The organism is Chlorogloeopsis sp. ULAP01 (assembly GCF_030381805.1).
Lineage (GTDB): Bacteria > Cyanobacteriota > Cyanobacteriia > Cyanobacteriales > Nostocaceae > Chlorogloeopsis.
Map to the genome: position 1 here is coordinate 257,236 of NZ_JAUDRH010000011.1, position 23,577 is coordinate 280,812.

The 23,577-nt window shown below is 39.4% G+C and carries 18 protein-coding genes, 1 tRNA gene and 1 pseudogene; 10 read left to right on the top strand and 10 right to left on the bottom strand.

Annotation, left to right across the window (positions count from 1 at the left end):
* Positions 1–155 precede the first annotated feature (155 nt).
* Complete coding sequence (locus QUB80_RS22210) at positions 156–896, bottom strand: dienelactone hydrolase family protein (RefSeq protein WP_289791683.1); 741 nt, start codon at positions 894–896, stop codon at positions 156–158.
* 281 nt (positions 897–1,177) lie between these two features.
* Positions 1,178–1,687 carry a GNAT family N-acetyltransferase gene (locus QUB80_RS22215; RefSeq protein WP_289791684.1) on the bottom strand — a complete coding sequence of 170 codons (510 nt, stop codon included), beginning with the start codon at positions 1,685–1,687 and terminating at the stop codon, positions 1,178–1,180.
* A gap of 96 nt (positions 1,688–1,783) precedes the next feature.
* Between QUB80_RS22215 and QUB80_RS22220 the strand changes: the two genes are divergently transcribed.
* The 5 genes from QUB80_RS22220 (at position 1,784) to QUB80_RS22240 (ending at position 6,602) form a co-directional block, all read left to right on the top strand.
* Positions 1,784–2,596 (top strand): DNA adenine methylase, encoded by an 813-nt coding sequence (locus tag QUB80_RS22220; RefSeq protein WP_289791685.1) that lies wholly within the window; start codon positions 1,784–1,786, stop codon positions 2,594–2,596.
* A 132-nt stretch (positions 2,597–2,728) separates the two neighbouring features.
* Entirely contained in the window at positions 2,729–3,667 is a 939-nt protein-coding gene (locus tag QUB80_RS22225; RefSeq protein WP_289791686.1) for an isopenicillin N synthase family dioxygenase, read from the top strand.
* Positions 3,668–3,988: 321 nt separating this feature from the next.
* Positions 3,989–4,573 (top strand): protein-S-isoprenylcysteine O-methyltransferase, encoded by a 585-nt coding sequence (locus QUB80_RS22230; protein ID WP_289791687.1) that lies wholly within the window; start codon positions 3,989–3,991, stop codon positions 4,571–4,573.
* Between the two features lie 227 nt (positions 4,574–4,800).
* Positions 4,801–5,718 (top strand): AraC family transcriptional regulator, encoded by a 918-nt coding sequence (locus QUB80_RS22235; RefSeq protein ID WP_289791688.1) that lies wholly within the window; start codon positions 4,801–4,803, stop codon positions 5,716–5,718.
* 86 nt (positions 5,719–5,804) lie between these two features.
* Positions 5,805–6,602: a dienelactone hydrolase family protein gene (locus QUB80_RS22240; RefSeq protein WP_289791689.1), complete on the top strand. Its 798-nt coding sequence runs from the start codon at positions 5,805–5,807 to the stop codon at positions 6,600–6,602.
* A 412-nt stretch (positions 6,603–7,014) separates the two neighbouring features.
* Here the strand turns inward: QUB80_RS22240 and QUB80_RS22245 are convergent.
* A tRNA-Cys gene (locus QUB80_RS22245) sits at positions 7,015–7,086 on the bottom strand.
* Between the two features lie 103 nt (positions 7,087–7,189).
* Positions 7,190–7,780, bottom strand: a complete 591-nt coding sequence (locus tag QUB80_RS22250; protein WP_289791690.1) for a chromophore lyase CpcT/CpeT — start codon at positions 7,778–7,780, stop codon at positions 7,190–7,192.
* Positions 7,781–7,943: 163 nt separating this feature from the next.
* On the opposite strand from QUB80_RS22250, the gene QUB80_RS22255 reads away from it, so the two are divergent.
* From QUB80_RS22255 to QUB80_RS22270, 4 genes and pseudogenes are all read left to right on the top strand, one after another.
* Entirely contained in the window at positions 7,944–9,173 is a 1,230-nt protein-coding gene (locus QUB80_RS22255; protein ID WP_289791706.1) for a tetratricopeptide repeat protein, read from the top strand.
* A gap of 857 nt (positions 9,174–10,030) precedes the next feature.
* Positions 10,031–10,864: an SDR family NAD(P)-dependent oxidoreductase gene (locus QUB80_RS22260; RefSeq protein WP_289791691.1), complete on the top strand. Its 834-nt coding sequence runs from the start codon at positions 10,031–10,033 to the stop codon at positions 10,862–10,864.
* Between the two features lie 556 nt (positions 10,865–11,420).
* Positions 11,421–12,962 carry a GMC oxidoreductase gene (locus QUB80_RS22265; RefSeq protein ID WP_289791692.1) on the top strand — a complete coding sequence of 514 codons (1,542 nt, stop codon included), beginning with the start codon at positions 11,421–11,423 and terminating at the stop codon, positions 12,960–12,962.
* Between the two features lie 187 nt (positions 12,963–13,149).
* A pseudogene (locus QUB80_RS22270) lies at positions 13,150–13,659 on the top strand (type ISP restriction/modification enzyme).
* Between the two features lie 296 nt (positions 13,660–13,955).
* On the opposite strand, the gene QUB80_RS22275 reads toward QUB80_RS22270, so the two are convergent.
* From QUB80_RS22275 to QUB80_RS22300, 6 genes are all read right to left on the bottom strand, one after another.
* A complete protein-coding gene (locus QUB80_RS22275; protein ID WP_289791693.1) occupies positions 13,956–15,221 on the bottom strand; it encodes a glycosyltransferase in 1,266 nt (421 codons plus the stop codon).
* 37 nt (positions 15,222–15,258) lie between these two features.
* Positions 15,259–16,518, bottom strand: coding sequence for a glycosyltransferase family 2 protein (locus QUB80_RS22280; protein WP_289791694.1), 1,260 nt, complete (start codon positions 16,516–16,518; stop codon positions 15,259–15,261).
* A gap of 142 nt (positions 16,519–16,660) precedes the next feature.
* Positions 16,661–17,131 carry a DUF2141 domain-containing protein gene (locus QUB80_RS22285; protein ID WP_289791695.1) on the bottom strand — a complete coding sequence of 157 codons (471 nt, stop codon included), beginning with the start codon at positions 17,129–17,131 and terminating at the stop codon, positions 16,661–16,663.
* Positions 17,132–17,366: 235 nt separating this feature from the next.
* Positions 17,367–18,371: an NAD-dependent epimerase/dehydratase family protein gene (locus tag QUB80_RS22290; protein ID WP_289791696.1), complete on the bottom strand. Its 1,005-nt coding sequence runs from the start codon at positions 18,369–18,371 to the stop codon at positions 17,367–17,369.
* 77 nt (positions 18,372–18,448) lie between these two features.
* On the bottom strand, positions 18,449–19,627 hold the full coding sequence (devC, locus tag QUB80_RS22295; protein WP_289791697.1) for an ABC transporter permease DevC: 1,179 nt from the start codon (positions 19,625–19,627) through the stop codon (positions 18,449–18,451).
* Between the two features lie 52 nt (positions 19,628–19,679).
* The gene (locus QUB80_RS22300) at positions 19,680–20,876 is read right to left on the bottom strand and encodes an ABC exporter membrane fusion protein (RefSeq protein WP_289791698.1); all 1,197 of its coding nucleotides are present in this window, start codon (positions 20,874–20,876) and stop codon (positions 19,680–19,682) included.
* Between the two features lie 1,236 nt (positions 20,877–22,112).
* Here QUB80_RS22300 and QUB80_RS22305 point away from each other — a divergent pair.
* Positions 22,113–23,477: a ParB N-terminal domain-containing protein gene (locus QUB80_RS22305; protein WP_289791699.1), complete on the top strand. Its 1,365-nt coding sequence runs from the start codon at positions 22,113–22,115 to the stop codon at positions 23,475–23,477.
* Positions 23,478–23,577 lie beyond the last annotated feature (100 nt).

A 23,577-nucleotide genomic window follows, 5' to 3' on the forward strand; every position in this document is an offset into this window, starting at 1 on the left:
TAACGAGGGTTTCAGGGCTACTGCCTCTGGGCGGTTCGCTAATTCAAAAAAAACCCACTATTGAAAGTGGGGCGCACTAAGTGAATGTATGTCCAATTTAGAAGTTATAAATAAGATTTTTGTAATGAAAATATAAGAGTAGCGATCGCAATGGTTCAGTCTGCAAAAATACGTGCAAAGAAAGCTATACTTTCAGACCAAGCAGAGGTAGCAGCAGCAGAATCGTAGCGATAACCGTCATCACGCATAAATGTATGCTCTGCTTCATAAGAGCAAATTTTGTGTGGTACACCAGCCTTCTCAAGAGCTTGGATGATAATTTGACGGTCATTTGTCGGTATGTGAGGATCGAGAGTACCAAAGACAATGAGCATTTCGCCTTTAATTTCACTTACCCGTTGGATTGTATCGGCTACCCCTTTACCTAATTTGCCACTGGGAATGCCAGTCGGATAGCAGCAGACTGCCGCCTTAATTTCACTTTGAAAAGCTGCCCGAAAAGCTAGATGCCCACCAATACAAAAGCCGAGAGTGCCGATTTTACCTGGAGCAACCGAACTGTCTGCTTTGAGAAACTCAATTACAGCAATGCGATCGCTATCATAATTAGCCACTAGAGTGCGACGAGCATCATCATTGCCCCGCATTCTACCGAGATCGTCTGGTTCAATAACCATGCCAATTGGTTCTATGCGATGAAAAATTTCTGGGGCTGCCACTACATAGCCAAATCCAGCTAAGTAGTTAGCAAGACGAATCATTGGATCACCTAACTGATAAATATCGCTGTAGAACAAAATACCTGGATAAAGCCCTGCTGCTTTTGGGGCGGCTACATAAACACGCATTAAACTGTCATCTACTCTCAATTCGATATTGCGTTTGGTGATTTGCACTTTTTGTCTCCATGTAATGCTTGTAAAATTAACTTCTACACAAGTGCATGAGGATTTAAAGCAGATTACTACTATCTTTAATTATTTCCTTTTATTCCAAATATTCAAGTTATATTTGTACAATTTTCTATATTTTTTTGTTGTATATATGAAGTTCTATCTTATTTGTAAACATTATTTTTTAAGAAACCAGCGAGATGCTAAGAGCGTGAAGTATATTAAGAAGAGAAAATTTTATGAGTATATTAGAATTGCTCTGGTCAAAAATATAAATTTTGATTTTAATAGGGCTTAATCGTTAACTGCATAAAAGCACATAAAAAGTGAAAAATTTCTGGAATTTCACTCTCCGCAAATGGAAAAATATCCTGAAAACCTAGAGAACGATAAAGTGATTGTGCTTCTTTGACAAAAGGTGGAACATCCAAACGAATTTTTGTATAACCTATTTGACAAGCTTCTTGAATAATAGCTTTCACTAAACTCCGAGCAATTCCTTTTCTACGAAATTCTGGTTTAACGTAAACCCTTTTTAGCTCTGCTGTTTCAGCATTAACTTTTCGCAAGCCAGCACATCCTGCTATTTTTCCATCGTATTCTGCTAAAAGTAGTCTTCCTTCTGGTGGCGCAAATTGATACAGTTTTGCCATATCTTGTTCTAAATATGAATTAACATCAAAACTAAAATTCAATTCACTGCTTGCTATCAAATTAGTCCAACTGAGATATTCAAAAAATAATTTTCGTACGTGAAATATATGTAAATCTGGTTCTAGTTTGAGAATATTCAATATTTTTGTCTCCTAGTTTACAATTGGCTTTGTAATATCCTCAACTTCTCTAAGATGTCGGGGATATGTGTTTGATTGCTGCTAACATAATTCCTTATGTTTAAAAGTCCATTACGCTATCCTGGTGGAAAACAAAAGGCGATTCCTCAAATTGCCCAATATATACCTCCTACATTTAAGAAATTTCGTGAACCTTTTGTGGGTGGAGGTTCTGTATTTTTTCATATCTTACAAAAATACCCCAACTTACCTTGCTGGATTAACGATCTCAACCAAGAACTTTATTATTTTTGGACTCAGGTAAAAATTAATTTGCCTGAGCTAGTTGAGGAAGTTTGGAAAATCAAGCAACAGACAACAGATGGACGTGCTTTATTTAAAGCTCTTGCAGTTGCAGATACTAGTGCAATGAGTTCTTTAGAGCGGGCTGTACGTTTTTTTGTTCTCAACCGAATTACTTTTTCAGGCACTATTGAGAGTGGTGGTTACTCTAGTGCTTCTTTCAAAGCCCGATTTACAAACTCTTCTATTGAACGACTAGCAGCCTTGAATGGTTGTTTTATTAATACTCGGATTACTAACTTCGACTACAGCGCCCTACTAAAAGAACCAGGGGACGACGTATTTATTTTTCTCGATCCACCTTATCTTAGTAAGAGTAAATCTAAACTTTATGGTAAAAAGGGTGATTTACATACTTGTTTCGATCATGCCCGTTTTGCCAAGCTAATGTCAGAATGTTCACACAAATGGTTGATTACTTATGACAACTGCGAAGAGATACGACATAACTTTTCCTTTGCCCACATTTATGAATGGGAATTACAATATGGCATGAACAATTATAAACAAAATCAAGCAGAGAAAGGTAAAGAATTGCTAATTACTAATTATCCTATTAAATTATAAAAAAGGTATAATTGCATTAGGTTTATCAATACTTATGAAGAAATAATAATTGTACCACTGTTTAAGTAAGCGTAAATCATCAATTACAATTTCGGCTTTAGATACAATCAAAACTATAGTGAAGATTTTAAAATGGTTAATATTCCAATTATTAATTTTTCTCTCTTTTGTAATAATAACTATATAGATAGACAAACTGTTGTCAAGCAAATAAATCAAGCTTGCCATGAAATTGGCTTTATGTATTTGCAAAATCATGGTATACCTACAGACCTAATCAAGCAGATATTTTCAAAAAGCAAAGTCTTTTTCAACTTACCCTTAGAACTAAAACAGCGATTAGCTTGGAGCGATGAATTTAGTAATCAAGGTTATGTTGGAATTGAGAGAGAACGACTTGATGCTAACAATCCTGGTGATTTGAAAGAGGCATTTAATGTGGGACAAAAAGACGCGGGGACACGGGGACATGATGACGCGGAGAATTTTTATGTGTCATGTCTAAGTTCTCCAGCAAAAGACTCTTCTATTCTCGATTTTTATCGAGCTTGCACAGAATTATCTAATAAAATATTACAAGCATTTGCTTTGGCTTTACAATTGCCAGAAGATTTTTTTACAACTAGACATACCGAACAAAATCACACTCTGCGACTACTGCATTATCCGCCAGTGCAAAAACCGCTCCAACCCAGACAAGTGCGTGCTGGCGAACACTCAGACTATGGCAGCATTACCCTACTGTTTCAAGACGAAATTGGAGGTTTAGAAATACAAACAACAGCTGGGCAGTGGATTGCTGCGCCAGCAATTCCTGATACTGTCATAGTTAATACTGGCGATTTGATGCAACGATGGACTAATCATGTATTTTGCTCAACCAGACATCGGGTGATGATTCCCACTGATGAGAGAGTAAAACAGTCTCGGTATTCTGTGGCATTTTTCTGCCATCCCAACAATAATACAGAAATTGCTTGTCTTGAGAGTTGCCAAAAAGAACATCCTCCCATTTATCCACCAATTCTGGCAGGAGAATATCTTTTGAGCCGTTTACGAGCAACTTACTAATTCATAATTTTAGATCCGCATCTAGTGATAGTTGATCCTATTTTGTCAGGTGATTGCTTAACTTCACCCACCATAATTACGTATTCTAATAATATAGTGATGCATACTCAAGTCATGAGCAGCCTTTTTGTGCATTTGCGAAGATTCTCGCTGACTGAACTTAAGGAGAGTAATCATGACAACATTTGTTATTAAGAAAAACTTATTGATCAATGCGTCGCCAAGTTTAGTGTTTGATGCGTTGACAAATTCAAACAATATCATCCAATAAGTTTACCAGATTGACGACTACTTTTTGGGTCAATGTAGGAGATGAGCAAGATGAATCCACTGACATCAAAAATAATTTTCATAATTGGGATGATATTGTGGCTGCTCGTGAGAATCCCTTATCAAAAAGAGCAGAAAAAGAATACGATTGTTGATGCTCGAACAACCATTCAGGAAAAATTAGTTCGCCTTCTTTTATTGATTGGGATACTATTTATCCCTTGGATTTATGTTCTATCTCCTTGGTTAAATTCTGTAAACTACCATCTACCAATCTGGGCTAATGTATTAGGTATTGCCGCTCTTATGCTCTCGCTTTGGTTGTTCTGGCGCAGCCATCATGACTTGGGCAAAAATTGGTCATCAACACTGCAAATCAGGGAAGGACACACATTAACAACTAATGGCGTTTATCAAAACATTCGTCATCCGATGTATGCCTCTGTGCTGTTACTTTGCGTTGCACAAGCCTTATTGCTGCCAAACTGGATTGCAGGTTTATCTGGATTCATTGGTTTTAGTATTGCGTATGCAACACGAGTTAACCAGGAGGAACAAATGCTGCTTGACAGATTCGGTGATGAGTATGAAGCCTACAGGCAAAGTACAAAGCGATTAGTTCCCTATCTGTTCTAAAGTATTACTTGTTGAGATGTAGTTGCAGGTTACACGGCATAATAATCCCAAATGTCTACAACAAGCCGTTACCCACAACGGAAAGACACTCTGCGTTTGTGCGGTGATTTGAACTTGACAAAATTTTGAGTAATAACGCACATCTTAGCTCGCCGCTACTGCGATTGCCCATCTGTGTTAAAAAACAGTCAGAATAGATGAATCCCCCAGCTGTTTGAGTACTCATTATGAGAACGCCAGCGCAAACGATCAAAGTAATTGATTACCGCCAAGAGAATGCATCAGATCCGTTTGTGCCTAAACCCGCTGTTCTCTCAAGCTCAAAATGGGACAGTATCCATTTTGAACTCCACCAACAGCCAAAGTTTGAGATAACTGAGCATCAACACACAATGCACGTGATTGCACAAGGAATTGCCAGTTTATCGCCTTCCGACTTATCAGGGGAACGATGGTTGGATGGAAAGCTTAAAAGAGAGACGCGCAATCATGGAGACATTGCAATTATTCCTGCGGGTATTTCCCATCGCTGCAATTGGAATACCTCAGTCCAGTTTATAATTTTGGCAATTGAGTCTGCACTCCTCAAACAAGTCGGTCAAGATTGGGTTGATTGCGATCGCATTGAACTTATCCCTCATTTTATGACTCGGCAAGATGTATTGCTTCAAGGTATCTTCTGTGCCTTACGAGAAGAATTAGAGTCTAAAAAAATTGGCGGTTATTTACTGATTGATAGTATCAAAACAACATTAGCTATTCATTTATTACGGAACTATTGCACCACGCAACCTAAGCTTTTTACCTATACAGATGGATTACCTACTCTGAAGTTGCAACAGGTGAAGGAGTATATTAACGAACATCTGGAGCAGGATGTAAAGTTAAGTGAGATTGCTGCGATCGCCCAAATGAGTCAATACCACTTTTTGCGTTTGTTCAAGCAAGGTATGGGTGTAACGCCCCACCAATACATTTTGCAATGTCGGATTGATAAAGCGAAATATTTATTACAGCACAGCGAACTTAGCATTGCAGACATTGCTGTCAGGGTAGGTTTTTGCGATCAAAGTCACTTGACTCGATATTTCAAACGGATTGTCGGCGTTACACCAAAACAACTCATGCAAGCGCGAACGCAATAATTTACTAAGATTCCGCAACTTTTTTCTAGAGTTCTAGGTAGCATTTTTTCTACAGTGGGATGACACTGAGTTCAGCCAAAACAAAGATGCTAAAAACACCAAATATTGAAATTAACACTACAAAAGTCAAAATCCCTAACAACGGCTTAGAAATTGATGCTTACTTAGCTCAACCAACACATCAGGGAATCTTTGGCACTGTTATAGTTTTTCAAGAAATTTTTGGAGTTAACAACCACATTCGAGAAGTCACCGAACTCATAGCCAAACATGGTTATGTAGCAGTAGCACCCGCGCTTTATCAACGTTTTGCTCCCGGTTTTGAGGTTGAATATAAATCAGAAAGTGTTGGCTATAGCCCAGAAGGCTATCGGCTTGGCTTGGAATACTATCAACAAGTCAAGTATCAAGAAATCTTCAGTGATATTCAAGCTACGATCGCTTACTTAAAAACTCTACCTAATATCAATGATAATGCGATCGGGGTGATTGGTTTCTGTTTTGGCGGTCATGTTGCTTACATGGCTGCAACCTTACCCGAAATTAAAGCAACGGCTTCATTTTACGGTGGTGGAATTACCACTTCTAGTTATGGTGAAGATACTCCAACCATTAATCGCACCTCTGAAATTAAAGGTACTATTTATGTGTTTTTTGGGACAAGGGATGAATTAGTTTCCCAGGAGGAAAACGAGCAAATTGAGGCGGAATTAAAGAAACATCAAATAAATCATCGCGTATTCCGATACGACGCAGGACACGGATTCTTTCACGGATTATTTGTAGAGAAGTACCCATTCATCGCCCAGCACCCAAGTTACAGCCCCGAAGCGGCTCCTGATGCTTGGCAACGCGTTCTAGAACTTTTTCAAAACAACTTGTGAAACTTGAAGCTAGCGATCGCATATCGCACACAATATAGTTCTGCCTAAAATCAAAAAAGGCGATCGCCCATTTTCTGTCCAAGGTGTCATCATCTCACTGATTCCTGCTCAAGTTGGTAGATCGCGAGTGCTAACAAACAGAAACTGTCCTATTTTTTAGTTGAGGTACAAGTTATGAATATCACACTCAAGCCAGAAATAGAGCAATTTATTCAAGCGCAAATAAGCAGCAGTAAAACTGGGTAAAGCGGCGCAACTTGGGGGTGCGATCGCTCTAGGAAAAGTTTAGGTTTAATCCTCCTCCTTCTCGTCAGCGGTAAAAGGCATTGGCTAAGGTTGTGCTTATGGGACTAATCCAAAAATTCCCATTAAAAAAGGGCTTCCAAGCCCTGAAGTTTAAGCTATTTCTTAAAGGCGGCACCCGGATTTGAACCGGGGAATGGAGGTTTTGCAGACCTCTGCCTTACCACTTGGCTATGCCGCCATACCCACAAAATATTATATTATCAGAATTTTATCTAAAATTGCATCCTCACATCTGTAAATTTTTCACACTCCCGTCGCCACGAGACACGGGAGTGGAAATCTTAAACTCTTACCTCATCGGCAAAAGTGTGCCAACGGACAAAGTGAAATGCGCCAGCGACAGAACCCCAAATATGCTCATCGGTTTCTGGATCGCGCCCGCGATCGCGACTGATAAATTTTTCTCCGTCGATTTCAAATTCACTATCTAGATAAGTTTTTTTGCCTTTGCGATAAACAAAACAGGATTTTCCTGGCTCCACCTTGCCTTTGAAGCCGGAGCCTGTCCACTCTAAAATCATGTTACAACCACAGGATTTTTCCAAATCATCGATTGTTAAAGTTTTAAGGCGTTCTAAATTGCGGGATGCTCCATAAAATCTTTGTTCATCCTTAACCTTGTAATTCTCTATTTGGATATGATCTCCTGCATCCACTAACTTTGCTACTGCTACACGATAAGGATCGTTCAGCATATAGTCATAAGCTTGTTCCACATAAAAACTCACTCCTGAGAGCAAGTCTACGGGAAGGGGACGCATACAAACACGAATATGGGCAAATAAGGGCGGATTTTCAAAAGCTTGTTCTTGATTGCTAAAATCTGCTGCCATCCACTGGGCTAAGGTGGCAAGATCTGTGGAATGAGTCATTACAGACAATACACCAGTTGCTTAAAAAGAATCTGGAAGTATTGTAAAACTTGTAGCTACCTGTTTGGCAGGAGAATTTTTTAGTTACTTGCGTCAAGGGTTAATGGCTAATGGAAGACTGGCAATTACCAATTCCCTAGTAGTACTGAGAGGTAAAATTCCGATGTTACGACGCTTAAGCAAGATTATTACTGCCACAACTACGTTTTTGCTGCTTTGCAATTCGGTGACACTGGCAGAGACTGACAAATCTCAATCACCAAATCAGTTCCCTCCATCACCACTAGAAATTAATACAGTCGATCCACTGCTTCCACTTAAACCTGAAAAACAGCCGTTATCTGCCCAAGAACAGCAACAGTTAGAAGCAGCGCTGGATAAATTGAATCAACAAGCTACGGCGAAATTGCAAGCAGGTGATACACAAGGAGCTTTTAATACCTGGAACCGAGAACTGCGGCTGCGTCGCTACTTGGGAGCGCTACAAGAAGTACAAGCACTAGGGCGAGTTGGCGCGATCGCCTATCAAAAAAACGAGCGCCTAGAAGTGCAATATATTACTGAGCGAATACAAAAGATTCAAAAACAGGCACAATCTCAAAAACCGCCCGATTTAGATCTGCTACAAGCACTAGGACAAGCTTATCAACAAGTGCGATCGCCTCAAAATGCTGTGGATGTTTATAACCAAGCTTTGGCAATGTTCCGCCAGCAACAAAATACAGCAAAAGAAGTAGAAACCCTCCAGACAATAGGAAATTTACATCTAGATTGGTTTGATTATCCTAAAGCTGCGGCAAGCTATGAAGAATTGTTAAAACTTGCTGTTGCGAGTGGCGATAGTACAAGTCAACTAACATACTTACAACAGCTAGCTTACATCTACGAGCAGGGAAAACAACTCCAGCAAGCGATCAAAATACGCAATCAATTAGTACAAATTTACGAAAATCAAAATAACCTTACCCAGTTACCAAATTTGAGGCTAGCGATCGGCTCAAATTATGAATCTTTAGCAAGAGAAAATCCCAATCTGCTGCAACAGGCTTTTGCCAACTATCAACAAGCTTATACAACCGCTTGGCAATTACAACAGTATGTACGTGCAGGAGAAGCTCTACAAAAGTTAATTGCGCTGTATCGTTCTCAAGGACAAATAGAGGAGGCATTACAAGCTAGCCAAATTCTGATACAGTCTCAACAACTAGCCTCAAACTTTTATGGTTTGATGAATGCTTACGATTTAATGGGGCAAATTTATTTAGAGCGTAAGAATTATCCTCAAGCACTAAGTGCTTTTCATAAAGGATTAGAGGTAGCTCAACAATTGAAATATGAAGAAAATCACTTTTCTGAGCAAATTAAAAAAGTTTATGGACAAATGCCTCAGTAAGTTGATAACTCGGTATAGTAGTTTTACTATACCGAAAAATTCTCCACTTTACCGATGAAATACTTTTTTCTATTTGCTAGTTTCAAAATTTAATGAATTTGTCAAAAAATATTGATAAATTTATTTAAATTTGCCTTATTTTTTGTCTGTGATATTGATAATAACAAATAAAATTTGAGTTTTATAGAAATAAAAGTTTTGTGTGTCACTGAAAAAGGGTGTGAAAATTAATGAGTTGTGGTTTAATTAAATTAAATTAGCAATTAATCCCTACAAGGATGCAGAAACAATACTGCATTCGATATTGAGTGTCAATTTTCTGGAAGTGGGCTAAGAGTATTTAGGGGAATTAAGCGTAATTAGACACTTGATATTTTTAATTGCACCTGTTCTCAAAATGCATGAGTAATGAACGATATAAAAGCTCTACTGATTTCTGTAGAGCTATAGCTGTCTTTAGGAATTTTGTAATTCCTCAGATTATTGATCTAATGACAGTCTGAACGAAAAAAGTGCAAATGGAAAGTACATAAGTTCACATCTTGCACCTCGCCCCTAAAATGCCTGGAAGATGCCCGTAGGGTACTGACTGAAAACTTTACCTATTCTACTTTAGTAGACTTTAGGTTTTAGCCCTTGAAATTGATTTCTTGGCAGAAAAGAGCGTGGATGCAAGAAATGAGTAAGCTTACTCCACTTTTAATTTTGTTGGAGTATGGTGACATTTTCTACTAACTAAAAACTCTACGGGCGGGTTTGAAAGCAATTTCTATTCAGATGATGACAATATCTATAATATTCCCGCCCCTGCTCCTAAAAAGCAACTACCAACAAAATCAAATTAGTCACAAGTAACGATGAAAAGTATAGCAGGTAAAACAGTGCTATTGACTGGTGCGTCCGGTGGTATCGGAGCATTTATTGCTCGTACGCTGGCAAAAGAAAAGGCAACAGTAATTGGTATTGCTCGTTCCCAAGAAAGGCTAGATCAAATACGTGCTGAGATCGAATTTGCAGGTGGTAAGGGTATAACTATTCCATTTGATATCAGTAAAGTAGAAGAATTACCATCTCTGGTGCAGCAGATTAACGAAGTTGTAGGGCCAATCGATATTTTGATTAATAATGCTGCCATCGAAAAATATCGACCATTCCAAAACTACTCCTTTAAAGATATCCAGTCAATATTAGTAACTAATTTAATGGCTGGGATGGAGTTAACCCGGTTAATTTTACCAGGTATGTTAGAGCGTAATAGCGGTCATATTGTCAATATTGCCTCTGGATCTGGGAAAAAAGGAGCACCTTATAACAGTATATATTCTGCTAGTAAAGCAGGTTTAATTATGTGGACAGATGCAGTGCGGCAAGAATTAATAAATACCAGTGTAGGAATTACAGTAGTTTGTCCAGGATACACAAAAGCAGGGATGTTTCTGAAGTTTGGCTTACCATCACCTAAATTAGCACGTGTTTCCGAACCAAAAGCTGTAGCGATCGCAGTTGTGGAAGCAATTAAGCAAAACAAAGCAGAAGTCATGCTGGATGGAGTTTTGACAAGGCTTTTATTTTCTAACATCCAACTTTTTCCAGAATTTGGAGACACTATTTATCGTTGGATTGGTTTAACCAACTTGAACCTAACTTGTGCAGAAAATCAAATGCGTGCTGAGAAGCGTTTGCCTAACTAAATTTTCTGCTACTCAACAAACGCCCGCAGGCTAGAAGTCTAGAGCTAGTCGTACAAAGCCCACCTCCGTGGGCTGAAATCCTTAGAGGCTGCGGAGGCAGCCTTTGTTTATGTAGCCCCACTCTTCGAGAGTGAGGGCATTTTGACGAGAACATAAATTTTAAAGGAAAATTAATCATTCTTCCATTTCAAACTGCAAACTTTATTACCGAAAACTCTAAAATTTTGCTTTTTGATTAATTTACTCCCATTTATAATTGCACTTGACTAATATCATTGACGGCTTATCAAGCTAAACCCATTTAAGCAGCTAGACGTAAATATATTAAAGTTCGTAGTCGCTGCGCTTTAGCGAAGACAGCGCCGACTATAAACGAAAAAATATTTTCAGTTTAACTATGTCTACTTACTTAGATGTTTTTACACAGTTTTTACACAGATGCAACTGATACTCTTCAGGGAGTTTTTCTATTAATTTTATTCATCAAAATCCTCAAATTTATTTCTTCTCTCCTTACACCTGGTGCATCACCAACAACTCAACAAACGGAGAAAAAATGATTGATAGTCATTATGATGTTATCATCATTGGCACAGGTGCAGGTGGTGGAACACTGGCATATAAATTAGCACCCAGTGGTAAAAAGATTTTAGTTCTAGAGCGAGGCAATTTCTTACCTAGAGAAAAAGCCAATTGGGATTCTCATCAAATATTTAAAAAAGAATGCTATCGCACAGCAGAAGTTTGGTACGACAAACACGGAAAAGCAATTCGTCCTCTCACACACTACTATGTCGGTGGTAACACAAAATTTTACGGTGGTGCGTTATTTAGATTTCGCGAAAATGATTTTAACAGAGTTATTCATAAAGAAGGCATCTCTCCTGAATGGCCATTAAAATATCAGGATTTTGCCCCTTACTACACCCAAGCAGAAAAACTTTACGAAGTACATGCTCAAAAAGGTTTAGATCCGACAGAACCTCAAATTATTGAAGCCTATCCGTTTCCTCCAATCAGCCACGAACCATACATTCAAGAAATTAATGATGCCTTAAAAGACAAAAACTTGCATCCATTCTATCTGCCACTTGGTATCAAACTGAATGAAGCTAATCGTTTTTTAAGTTCTTGTATTCGTTGTGAGACTTGCGATGGCTTTCCCTGTCTTCTTAATGCTAAATCTGACGCTGAAATTAACTGTATTCGTCCAGCTGTAACTTATAAAAATTTAACTTTAATCACTCAAGCAAAAGTTGTACGCCTTCACACAAATACATCCGGACAAGAAATCACAGGAGTAGAAACAGAAATTGCAGGTAAGCAGTATATTTTCTCTGGAAATATCGTTGTTCTTGCTTGTGGTGCAATCAACTCAGCTGTATTGTTACTCAAATCCGCTAACGACAAACACCCAAATGGTTTAGCTAATAGTTCTAACTTAGTAGGGCGAAATTATATGGCTCATAAATTTGGGGTAGTCATAGCTTTGTCAACAAAAGCTAATCCTACAGTTTTTCAAAAAACTATAGGTGTCAATGATTTTTATTGGGGAGAGAAAGATTTTCCTTATCCAATGGGCAGCATACAATTACTCGGCAATATTAATAAAGATAGAGTAGCTGCTAATGCACCACCTTTTACACCTAGTATAATAGCTGAGACAATCGCAAATCATTCTGTTTCTTGGTTATTGATTACTGAAGACTTACCAGATCCAAAAAATCGCGTGCGTGTTAAGGGTGAGCAAATTATTCTTGAATATACAAATAACAACCAACAGCCTTTTAATCGTTTCATCCAACGCTGGATTTCTGTTTTAAAATCAATAAAATTGCACTCTCAAAAAGGACATTTTTCTTTGTTTCTGCCTCAAAAAATGTCTTTGAAAGATGTTGGACATCAGTGCGGTACTTGTCGTTTTGGTAAAAATCCAGAAACATCAGTACTTGATATTAACTGCCGCACTCATGATGTGGATAATCTTTATGTTGTTGATGGTAGTTTTTTCCCGTCTAGTACTGCTTTAAATCCATCGTTAACGATTATGGCGAATGCTTTGCGAGTGGGAGAGCATCTGCTAGAAAGGATGAATTAGTAGTTTGTAGTAAGCGCTTTAGCGCTTAAACATTTAAGGACTAAAGTCCTTACTACGAACCTGAACCTATATCGTGTCACTACTTGCGTGACTCACCCTCATTACCAGGTTCAACCTGGTAACGAGAATTAGAGCCTCTGGCTCGTGTCACTACTGGTGTGGAAAAAACGGAAACCGCACCGACAACATCACCGATTGGGGATTAACACAATTCCAAAACCATTACAAAGATTCCACAATCACTAAACTAGATATTTTTCACTACACCTACGCCGTCTTAAACAACCCCGCTTATCGACAAAGATACGAACTCAATCTGAAACGAGAATTCCCCCCCCGCTTACCCCTCTACGATGACTTTCAGCAATGGGTTAGCTGGGGTAAACAGTTGATGGATTTACACATCAATTATGAAACTGTCGAACTCTATCCTTGAAAGCGAATTGATTTGCCTTTTGATGAATCCAGCAAAATAACTCCCAAGGCGAAACTCAAAGCTGATAAAACTAAGGGAACAATAATTTTAGATGAAGTTACTATTCTAGAAGGTGTCCCTAAAATTGCTTGGGAATATCACCTTGGCAACCGCTGCGCTTTAGAGTGGATTTTGGATCAATATAAGGAAAAGAAACCAAAAGATCCGACTATTGCTGAAAAATTCAATACCTACCGCTTTCAGATTACAAAGAACAGGTGATAAATTTACTGCAACGAGTCTGCACGGTGAGTGTAGAAACAATGCGGATTATTCAAGATATGGATAATTAAATTTTGTGTTTTGGTAATGGCGGTGCGTTACGCTGTCGCTAACGCACCCTACTAGTCATTCTTGTATTAGCTTTTCATTCCGCTAAGAAATAAATTTCTTGGCTAAGATATAAAGTCAGATAAATCTGACTAGAAAAGTCTTTAAGTCCGTTTAAAGGGACTTGTGCTATTAGCCAGAGAATTGATTCTCTGGCTTGTTAAGGGGTAGTGCAAGTTATCTATTAATTAAACAGTTGTTGCTGCCAATTTTTTTGGTTTTTTAACTATTTCGTATAGCTTCTCTTCAAATTTTTCCATACACATAGACCAATCATATTCAAGTATGGAGAAGCGAGCGTGCATAGACATTTCTTCTTTAAGCTCAGGATTTTCGAGAATTCTAATCACTTTGTCGGCGAAATCCCCAGAATCGTTGGGTTCGGCAAGGAAGCCGTTACTACTTGAGGATATCTGTTCTGAGGTTGAAGGTGCTTTGACTGCGACTACAGGAGTTCCAGAAGCTAAGGCTTCGTTGTTTGAGGTGCAAAAGTTTTCAGTAATGGATGGATTGATAAATACGTCTGCTCGTGCATACCAACCCAATAGTTCTGTGCCGTGAGATTCTCCCCACACAGTCACACCCGGCCCAAATTTAGCGGCACGCTGGCGTATTTCTTCCTGTAAAGGCCCACTGCCTATAATTACTAAATGCACGTCAGGAATTTTAGCAGCAACAAGTGGGTATATGTCTAGGAGTTGAGTAACATTTTTTTCTGGGGCAATACGTCCAACGAAGAGCAGGGTTGGTCGATTGTCGTTGGGGATGGGGTTATGACAGATATTATTAGGATTAAATTTTTGGCAATCTATGCCTTGATAAGCTAGGTATTCGCTGCGTTGGGATTGCAGATTTTTGTACTTTTCCAGCTGTTCTCGTGAAGGAAAGAAGTTATAGTCGTAAGCTTCGCTGAATTGCTTGATAAACATTGGCAGCATGGGACGAATAAAGCTGAAAAATTGGTTGCCCATGTAATATCGAATATAAGCAACGATATCGGTGTGGAATAGGGAGATAATTGGTGTGCCAGTGCGCCGAGCGTATTCTGAGCCGACGGGGCGTCCGTAACCTTGCAAGAAAATTGAATAAAATCCCCTCATTTGTGGCGCTTCTTCAACCACTATGATATCTGGCTGAAAACTCTCTAATACTTTGGAATCACTCCAATGGCGATAGCTTAATGGTTGGGGAAGAGATTTGTAGAATATTAGCGGCTGGGTAGGGAATGCATAAGAGGAAAAGTTGGGAAAAGACTGTAATTCTCGCAGCCCTGACATGGGGCGGTTACCAACCTCTTTGGGATACTGCTCGTTAATTTCTGGGTGAATGAGAAAGACTTCATGTCCTTGTTGTAGTAGCCAGCGCACCCGTTGATGCACTGCAACCGAAACCCCTGTTAAGAATGGCGCATACAATCCTGTAATTAGCGCAATGCGAAGAGGTTGTTTTTTCATAGCTGCAAGGAAGTGATTGTATTTATTGGGAGAAAAATTAAAGAGAAACTTTACTATCAACAGGTTGATCTAACAGTTGATAAGGGCGATATTCGATGAGCTTGATGTTCCAAGGGCCTTTAATTCGGTAGATGGCACCGCGCCAGTTGACTGTTGACATCCACAGGGAAGATAGGAGTGCAAACCCGTGAGTCCAATTTGTGAGGAGAATGCCGATTAGTATTTTTACGACTGTGGCAGGTGACAATTTGGCTGCCGGTTCACCATGTTTGCCAATTACTTGCTGTACTCCTTTCTCTAATGCGATCGCAAGCAAGAGTAATCCTAGAATATAGCCACTAAAAGTGGTTAAAGCCAAAATTGCAGCATCCCATTTTTGGGTGCATAACGCCACTAGAAATAACACTAAGAGTAGATTAGGAAGTATCACAGTTTGAATCGCGTCAGCAATTACAGCCCACCACTGAGGATGATACAGGCGCGAAGAAACTAGTTGGCGTTTCATCCACTCTAGTAATCGAGGTAAGTCTGTCTCTTCACGATTGAGAATTAGCAGTGAAGGTACAAACTTAACTTTTAACCCATGTTGTCCCAAGACTCTACGGATCATTGTATCTTCGCCGTAGGCTCTTGCCCATCTATCCAAAAGTCCTGTTTGGTGGATAACTTCTGTTTTCACAGCTAATGTGCCACCCCAAGGTATTCCGTAAAAGAACATCTGCACAACTGCGGAAGCATTCCACAAGTACCGCACCGTAGTTCCCCAATATTTGCCAGTGGGTAAGTACCAACGGTTACCTGTGGTTACCCCGACTTTTGGATCGTCTAGAGGCGTGACTAAGTCACGCAGCCAATTGGGATGAACTACTGCATCAGCATCTGCTAAGGCAACTACTTTGTAGGAGTCATCCAATTCTGAGACTGCTTGTACCAGTGAACTGCATTTGAGGCTACAGTTGTATCTCCTGATGCTTAATGGGCTGACTTGGACGTTAGTAGCTCCTAAAGAGGCGATCGCGTCGTTGGCAATTTTCCAAGCTGGATCTTCTTTACTATCGACGATTAGCTTGAGATCATATTGAGGGTAGTTCTGTTGTAGGAGCGATCGCAAACAATAGGGTAAAAAAGGATCTCCTCCCCGCAGACAAAGAATCACCGCTACTTTTGGCAATTCTTCGTCTGGTAAGGAATTTTTTTGAGGCGATTGCAAAAACAATAAAAATACCAGTGTTATAGATGCCTGAATCGCTAACCAACCCACTAAAAACCTAAATAGCAATAGTACCAATTCTGTCATCTATTTTTCTCTCCATGGCCCATTCTGTCTATGAAAATTGGTGAGAGAGCCAGAGGCTCTAGTTTTCACCTGCCAGGTTGAACCTGGTAACGAGGAAACGAGGGAATTACTGTTCCCTGTCCCCTATCACCTATCCCCTACCTTATGGATCGAGTCCATATTTCATGAAAATGTTGATTGTTTTATTTTTTTGCAATGAAAAACTGGCATCGCTAAACTTTGGCGTACCAGTTATGAGTGAAACAGTTGGATTTTTGGAAATACCAAATCCTTCTTTGGGAATACCTAAAAAGTCTCTGTCGAGTTTGTAATCTCCGTTTTGATCATCAACAACAGCAACTGCATAAGTTCCTGGTTTCAAACCAGTAAATTGTTTTTTCACATAATTCCCAGCAATTTGAGTACAGCCACTTTTTACTTCGCCGCTACTACCTAAAGGAAATCCTTTCTCACTTGAAAAAACTCGAATGCAAATCTGTCCTTTTTGATGTTTTATACCTTTTACTACTACAGTTAGTGTAGATGTTGGCTCTGCATTGACTTTGCAACCAAAACTCATGCTCAGTAAAGCAGGCAGTAACAAATAGGCAATCTTAGAGACTTTCAGTAACATATGTTTCTTGATAAGATTTTAGTGTCAGTTTCGTAGCGACCTTAAACACAGAGAGGAGGCAGCGCGTTCCCCGACTTGTGGCGACTGCGTACACGCGAAGCGGGTTCTCGTTAGAGTACCCGAAGGGGGGTGGGCCAAAGCCCCCCGTTGTAGCGACTGCCTTCGCGCAAAGTTAGCGCAGAGTAACGCAGAGTTTTTTGATGGGGAATTCGCTACGAATTAAAGGAATTTTTTACTAGGGCATCATTTTTTTGAGGTCAGTTTTCTTCAGCCACTCTTGAGTTAGCTGCATTCCTTCTTGTAAGTTAATTGTTGGTTGATAATTCAATATTTTCTGAGCTTTATCTATTGAATAAGCATAAGGACGAGTCATGAAGTCTACTACTTCTGGTAAAATATCGGCTTGTTTGCGAAATAGTTTTTGACCTTGATAGCGCAGTTTAAGGAATAATTTAAGTTCATCTTTTGGTAAAGAAAATGGTGCTGGTAAACCAGCTGTTTCTGCTAAATAAGTAAAATATTCCTTCCAGGAAGTTTCTTGCCCGTCAGTAATATTAAAAATTTCTCCGTAAGTTTCTTTTTCTAGAGCGAGAAATATAGCATCAATGAGATTGTCAATATATAGGTGATTGATTACTCCTTGCCCATCATTAGCATAAGCAAATAATTTTTGCCGCATTAACAATAATGGTCGAACAATCCAAGGAATACTTCCAGGGCCGTAAACATCACCTGGTCTAATGATAATAACGCCAAAATTGGATGGATCGTTAAGTTCTAAAAGAGCTTTTTCGGCTTCTATTTTTGTTTGACAGTAAGGATTATTTTCGCCTGAAAGTGGCCCGTCTTCTGTCACGCGATCGGGATAGTTAAAGCCATAGACTAAGGCACTTGAAATATAAATGAAGGTTTTAACACCACTACTCTTGGCTGCTTTAGCAATGTTAAGAGTTCCACCAACATTTACCTCACGAAATTCTTCTACTGAACCACCTTCTTTGGCAATTTCATCTGTATGTAAAACAATATCTATTCCTTGGCAGGCTGACTCAGTAATAGCAGGATTTGTGATACTACCAATTATCACTTTAGCACCCAAGTTCTGTGCTTTTTTCGCTTTATCTGCTGAACTTTGTAGCCCAGAGACTTTCATTCCTTGTGCGATAGCTCTTTCAGCAGCACGTAAGCCTACAAATTTGCCAATTCCAGTAATGAGAAGAGATTTATTTTTGAAGTTCATATCGAGATAGCAATGTAGAAAATTATGGTACTCAAAGATTAAGCTTTCTGCCTTCTGCTCTCAGCATAGCTGCCTTCCTAAAAAATATCGGCTGGGTCTGTAGAGCGAAGTTTGTTGATAGCAAGCGCTCCTGATGTCATACACATTAAAACTGCCGATATCAATACAATGACTGCATTATGAAGACTCATCATGATAGGTAATTTGGTTGCATCCATCGCAAAGTTATATAAGAATAAGGAAATAATAAATCCTGGAATATAGCCTAGTAATGACAGAATTAGAGCTTGTTGAAAGACTAAATGCAAGAAGTAATTATTTGCATAACCTATAGCTTTTAATGTTGCATAGGCTATTAATTGAGTAGAAATATTACTGTAGAGAATTTGATAGACAATCACTATACCAACAACAGAAGCCATTGTTAGCATAAGATTAAGGATAAAACCAATGGGTGTTCTAGTTGCCCAATATTTTTTCTCGAAATCTATGAATTCCTGGTAGGTGAAAACCTTCACGTCGTCGGGTAAATTAGTTTGTAATTCTCTCAAGACTTTCTTAGGATTAGTACCAGATTTAAGAGAAATTACACCTACATCTATCATTTCTGAAGGACGACTATTAGGAAATATCCTCAGGAAAGTTGTATCACTAACAATCAAATTACCATCTACGCCAAAAGAAGGCCCCAAACTGAACAATCCACCTACTCTAACTCTGTATCCTCTTAATGAATCAAAGGGAAAAATTTCAAGTATTTGTTCTGTTTGTTCTTGAGTAAACTTTTGAGCAACTGGCCCAAATTCTGGTCTAGAATTGCGGTCAAAAAGTACTACATCAGGAACTTTAATTCTGTCTATATTTTTCTCCACTTCTGGTATATTCATCACAGGTCTTCCTGGTTCAAATCCAATCACATAGATTGAATATTTCTCGCCGTTTTCAGGATTTTTAAATTTGGCAAATCCCAAATACATTGGGCTAACAGACTCTACACCATCAAACCCTAAAGCTTGATACAATCGAGACCGAAAGTAACTTTGAATTGCAGTTAAAGATTTATATTGAGAACTGACTAAAAATAAATCTCCTTGGAGATTGCGATGTACTTGGGTAGCGCTGGAGTAAAGAGCATCTTGAAATCCAAGTTGCATAAACATCAAAATCACAATAAAACCAATACCAGCTATAGCCACTAGAGAACGAATTTTGTTTCTGACTAGTTGTAGCCAAGCTACGGGAGTTGTAAACACCATGATTCAAGATAAATGCGATCGTGTGTGAGTAATTTAACAATGCCTGCTGCGGTTAAATTTGAATGGCGACATCTACCTGTAAGTTGGTTAAACCAGCGACTAGTTCACTATCTGCTGGATTATCGATGCGGATTTTTACCTGGATGACTCTACGATCTGTATCTGCTCCTGGGTTGATACTTAAGATGCTTTGTCTGTCGACTAACAAGCCAATCTTGCTGACAGTTCCTTGCAGTTTTTTGGGGAAGGCTGTGCTGGTAATTACGACTTTTTGCCCTGGGCGGACTTTCTGAATGTCAGTTTGATAAACTTCTGCAATCACGGACATTTGGGAAGTTTTGCCGATTTCAATAATTCCGGCTGTGGCGACTACTTCCCCTGATTTGGTGTGAGTCTTCAAAACTTTACCATCTATGGGAGCTTTAACGTAGGTGAGATCGTGTTCTGCTTTTGCTTGTTTAACAGCTGCAATCGCGCTTTTGAGTTCAGCTTGGGCGAGTTGCACATCTGTTGGGCGCACCTCTTTAATACTTCCCAGCTTGGCTCTTGCTTCGCTGAGTTGTTCTTCTAGAGTGTCTACTGTACGGTTGAGGGTTGCTTTAGCTTCAACAAGCTGCTGTTGTAAAGTTTGGTACTGTAGAGCTTTACTAGCGGCAGTAGAAGCGGAAACAGCACCTTCTTGGTATAGCTGCTGATATCGACTATTCTCTGTTTGGGCATTGTCAGCCTGAGCTTGTAAACTGGCGATCGCTGCTTTTTGTGCAGTAACTTCCCCTCGTAACTGCGATTCAATTCGGGCGATCGTTGCTTTTTGGGCATCAATATCTCCTGTTTTTGCCCCAGCTTTTACTTGTGCTAATTTAGCTTGAGCAACCTCAACGTTACTTTGAGCCTGCTGTACATTTGCTAAAGAGCGAGCATACCCTTCTAGTAATGCGATTACCTGCCCTGCCCTAATCTGTTCACCTTCTTTTACCAACAGCTTTTCTACTCGCACACCAGTTAGCGAACTGGGAGCAGACAACTGAGTCACTTCACCTTCAGGTACTATACGCCCCAAAGCAGTAACAGCAACTCTTGCGGGTGCAGCTTTAACGGGCTTCTGTGGTTGGGTTTGCACATTGGAACGAAATAGTAACAAACTAAAGAAAGATACTAACCCTGTAGTTAAAGCTATAAAAGCTGCCAAAAAAAGTGGCCACCTACCCGCAGGTTTTACAAACAGAAAACTTTTCTTGTCTGCTGACATATTTTCATCCTAATTTAGTATTAGTTTTTGGATGTTAATTGCTAATTACTAATAGCTAATAGCTAATAGTTAATTGTTCCTTGCTATTAGCGATTAACCATTAACAATTACAAGAGAAATACGTGATTTACCTATCTCTCTTTTGTCATTTTGATTGCAAAAAAATATTTCAGCTTTCAATTTTGTCATTGTGAAAATAGCAAATCTGACAAAAGTTTTGATTGCAATAAGTAATGGTAATTAACCTAATTCTACTTTTGCTTGCTTATAATGTTTCCATGGGTAGTTACACCCGTTCAAATACCTTTAAATATTGTAGCCACTGATTAGCAGATGGCAGTAGGGTAAATGCCTACTATATCTAGTTTTTGGGAATAAGCATTTTATGCTTAATTATGCCTATCTACTTGCCAATAATCCTAAATCCGATCTCAAGGTACCTCTTTTTTCAATTCTCACTCAAATTTAAATGTATTTATGTAACCGTAGACACGCGACTGGTTTTATCTAGTTTTCAACTCTAAAAGAGACGCTCAGACGGATTATGGTATGAGTAAACTTTCGGTAAATCAATAATGGCTTGATGGATACCAAAATCTCCTCAAATTTACTCTTGGTCTGCACCAATATATAATGGCTTCAATAATAAGGTAAAATAAAAAACTCTCTGTTCCGAAAAAACTTATCAGTAACGAAGCGACAACAGTTAATAAAATCAAAAAACCTGCCTTCCAGTATGGCAAAGAAGTGCGATGCTGTCAAGTTATTCACTAGAGGTTAGGGGCTAAAGCGCGTTTTCAAACCCCAAAAGCCTTCAGGCTAAAGCCTGAGGCTACACGTAGACGCACCATGCGCGGGTGTCGGCTAGTTTGAAAACAGGGACTAGAGGTTAGGGGCTAAGGACTAGGGGTTAGGAACTGGGGTTAGAACAGTAATTTAGTGAACAGTGCTTCAGCCATACGGTTCAACGAACAACTGACAACTGATACCCAACAATCAGTTTTCGTTATCATAACCCTAGTTCAGACAGGGAACTTTTTGATGGTGACTAACTTCATAGAGCTACTAAGCCAGTTAATGCTGCTCTCAATTGATAAACAGTTAATCATTGGCTGTAAGTGATAAGACATTCTCATCAAAGTTCTCACAAAATTTCCGTTTTTGAGAATACTGGTGCAATATATTAGGTTTATCGTCTTGCTGATGACTTCACTGACGACATAAAAAACAGTAATTATGCCTAGAATAGCTATAGACAAAATCAAAATAGGTGTGAATCGCCGTCCATTAAACGGCGAGAAAGTAAAGGAGTTGAAAGAATCTATTCAGGCAATGGGTTTATTGAACCCAATCACGATAGATGGAGATTATAAACTGATAGCTGGGCTGCACCGTTTGACAGCCTGTCAGATGCTGGGTTTAGAGGAAATAGAATGCAATGTCGTTAACTATGAAGATACTGAACAAGCTCGTTTAGCGGAGATTGATGAAAATTTGATCCGCAATGAGCTAGAACCTCTGGAGCGACATGAACTTTGGCTGGAACGGGAACAAATTCTGCAAAAGTTGGGACTAAGAGCACAACCAGGAGATAACCAACACACTCTCAAAGGTGGTGAAATGGTTGCACCTCCTCCTAAGACTACTAAGGAGATGGCTAAAAATGCTGGTTTTTCTGAACGTACTCTCCAGCAAGGTTTACAGATTGCTAAAGGTATTCATCCAGAAGTCAAACAGTTAATTAAAGGAACAGCGATCGCCAAAAGTACTACAGCCCAATTAGAGATAGCAAGAGCTGCTGCTCAAGAACGGGCTGTAGCAGAGCAAGCTGAAAAAGCTTCCGAGTTAGCTAAGGCGATGGGAAAGCAACAAGAAGCCGAAAAGCAAGCAAAATTAGCCGAACAAGCACGAAGTAAGCAAAAAGAGTTACAGATTGTAGCCTTCCAAAGTGCTATGGCTCAAAAACAAACAAAGTCGGCTCTCAAGAGAGTTACTACACAGACAGCAAAAACACCTGATAAAAGAGCGATCGCCCGAATCGAATCGCAAGTAAAATTGGGTGACGAATTGATGCTTGGTCGGCATTTAGTATATTGTGGCGATACTAGCAGCAAACAATTCAAGGAACTGCTACCCTCAAATGCAGCTTTGGCGATCGCGACAATTTCACCAACTTGGAATCATGACTACTTGATTGATGAAGCACGGGTTGTGGCGGTACTGCGTTCTGGGGGCAATATCTACGAATTTTGCACTCAAGTGCGGATGCCATTTCAATATGAATTTGTGATTGGCAACTTGTATGTAAGCATTTTTTCTCACCAGCCTAAAACCCAGCCCCAGATCCCAATTAATATTGAAGGTGTAGAAGGAATAATCAGTTACCTGATCAATTTGTATACAAGTCATCAAGATAATTTTGTCATTGCCCCTTTTATGGGAGATGCTGAAATCCTGATTAATTGCGAAAGGATGGGACGTATCTGTTTTATTGGAGACGATAATCCTGAATTTGTGAGTCATGGAATTACACGCTGGGAGAAATGGACAGGAAAGCAAGCAGAAAAAACCAACTCAACAAGTTATGTCAAATCGTTTTAAGAAGGCAGACCCAATGAAACAAGTTTCACAAGCCTTGCATGAAAAACCTCACCCCGTCCTGTCGGACACCCCTCTCCTTGCTAAGGAGAGGGGCAGGGGG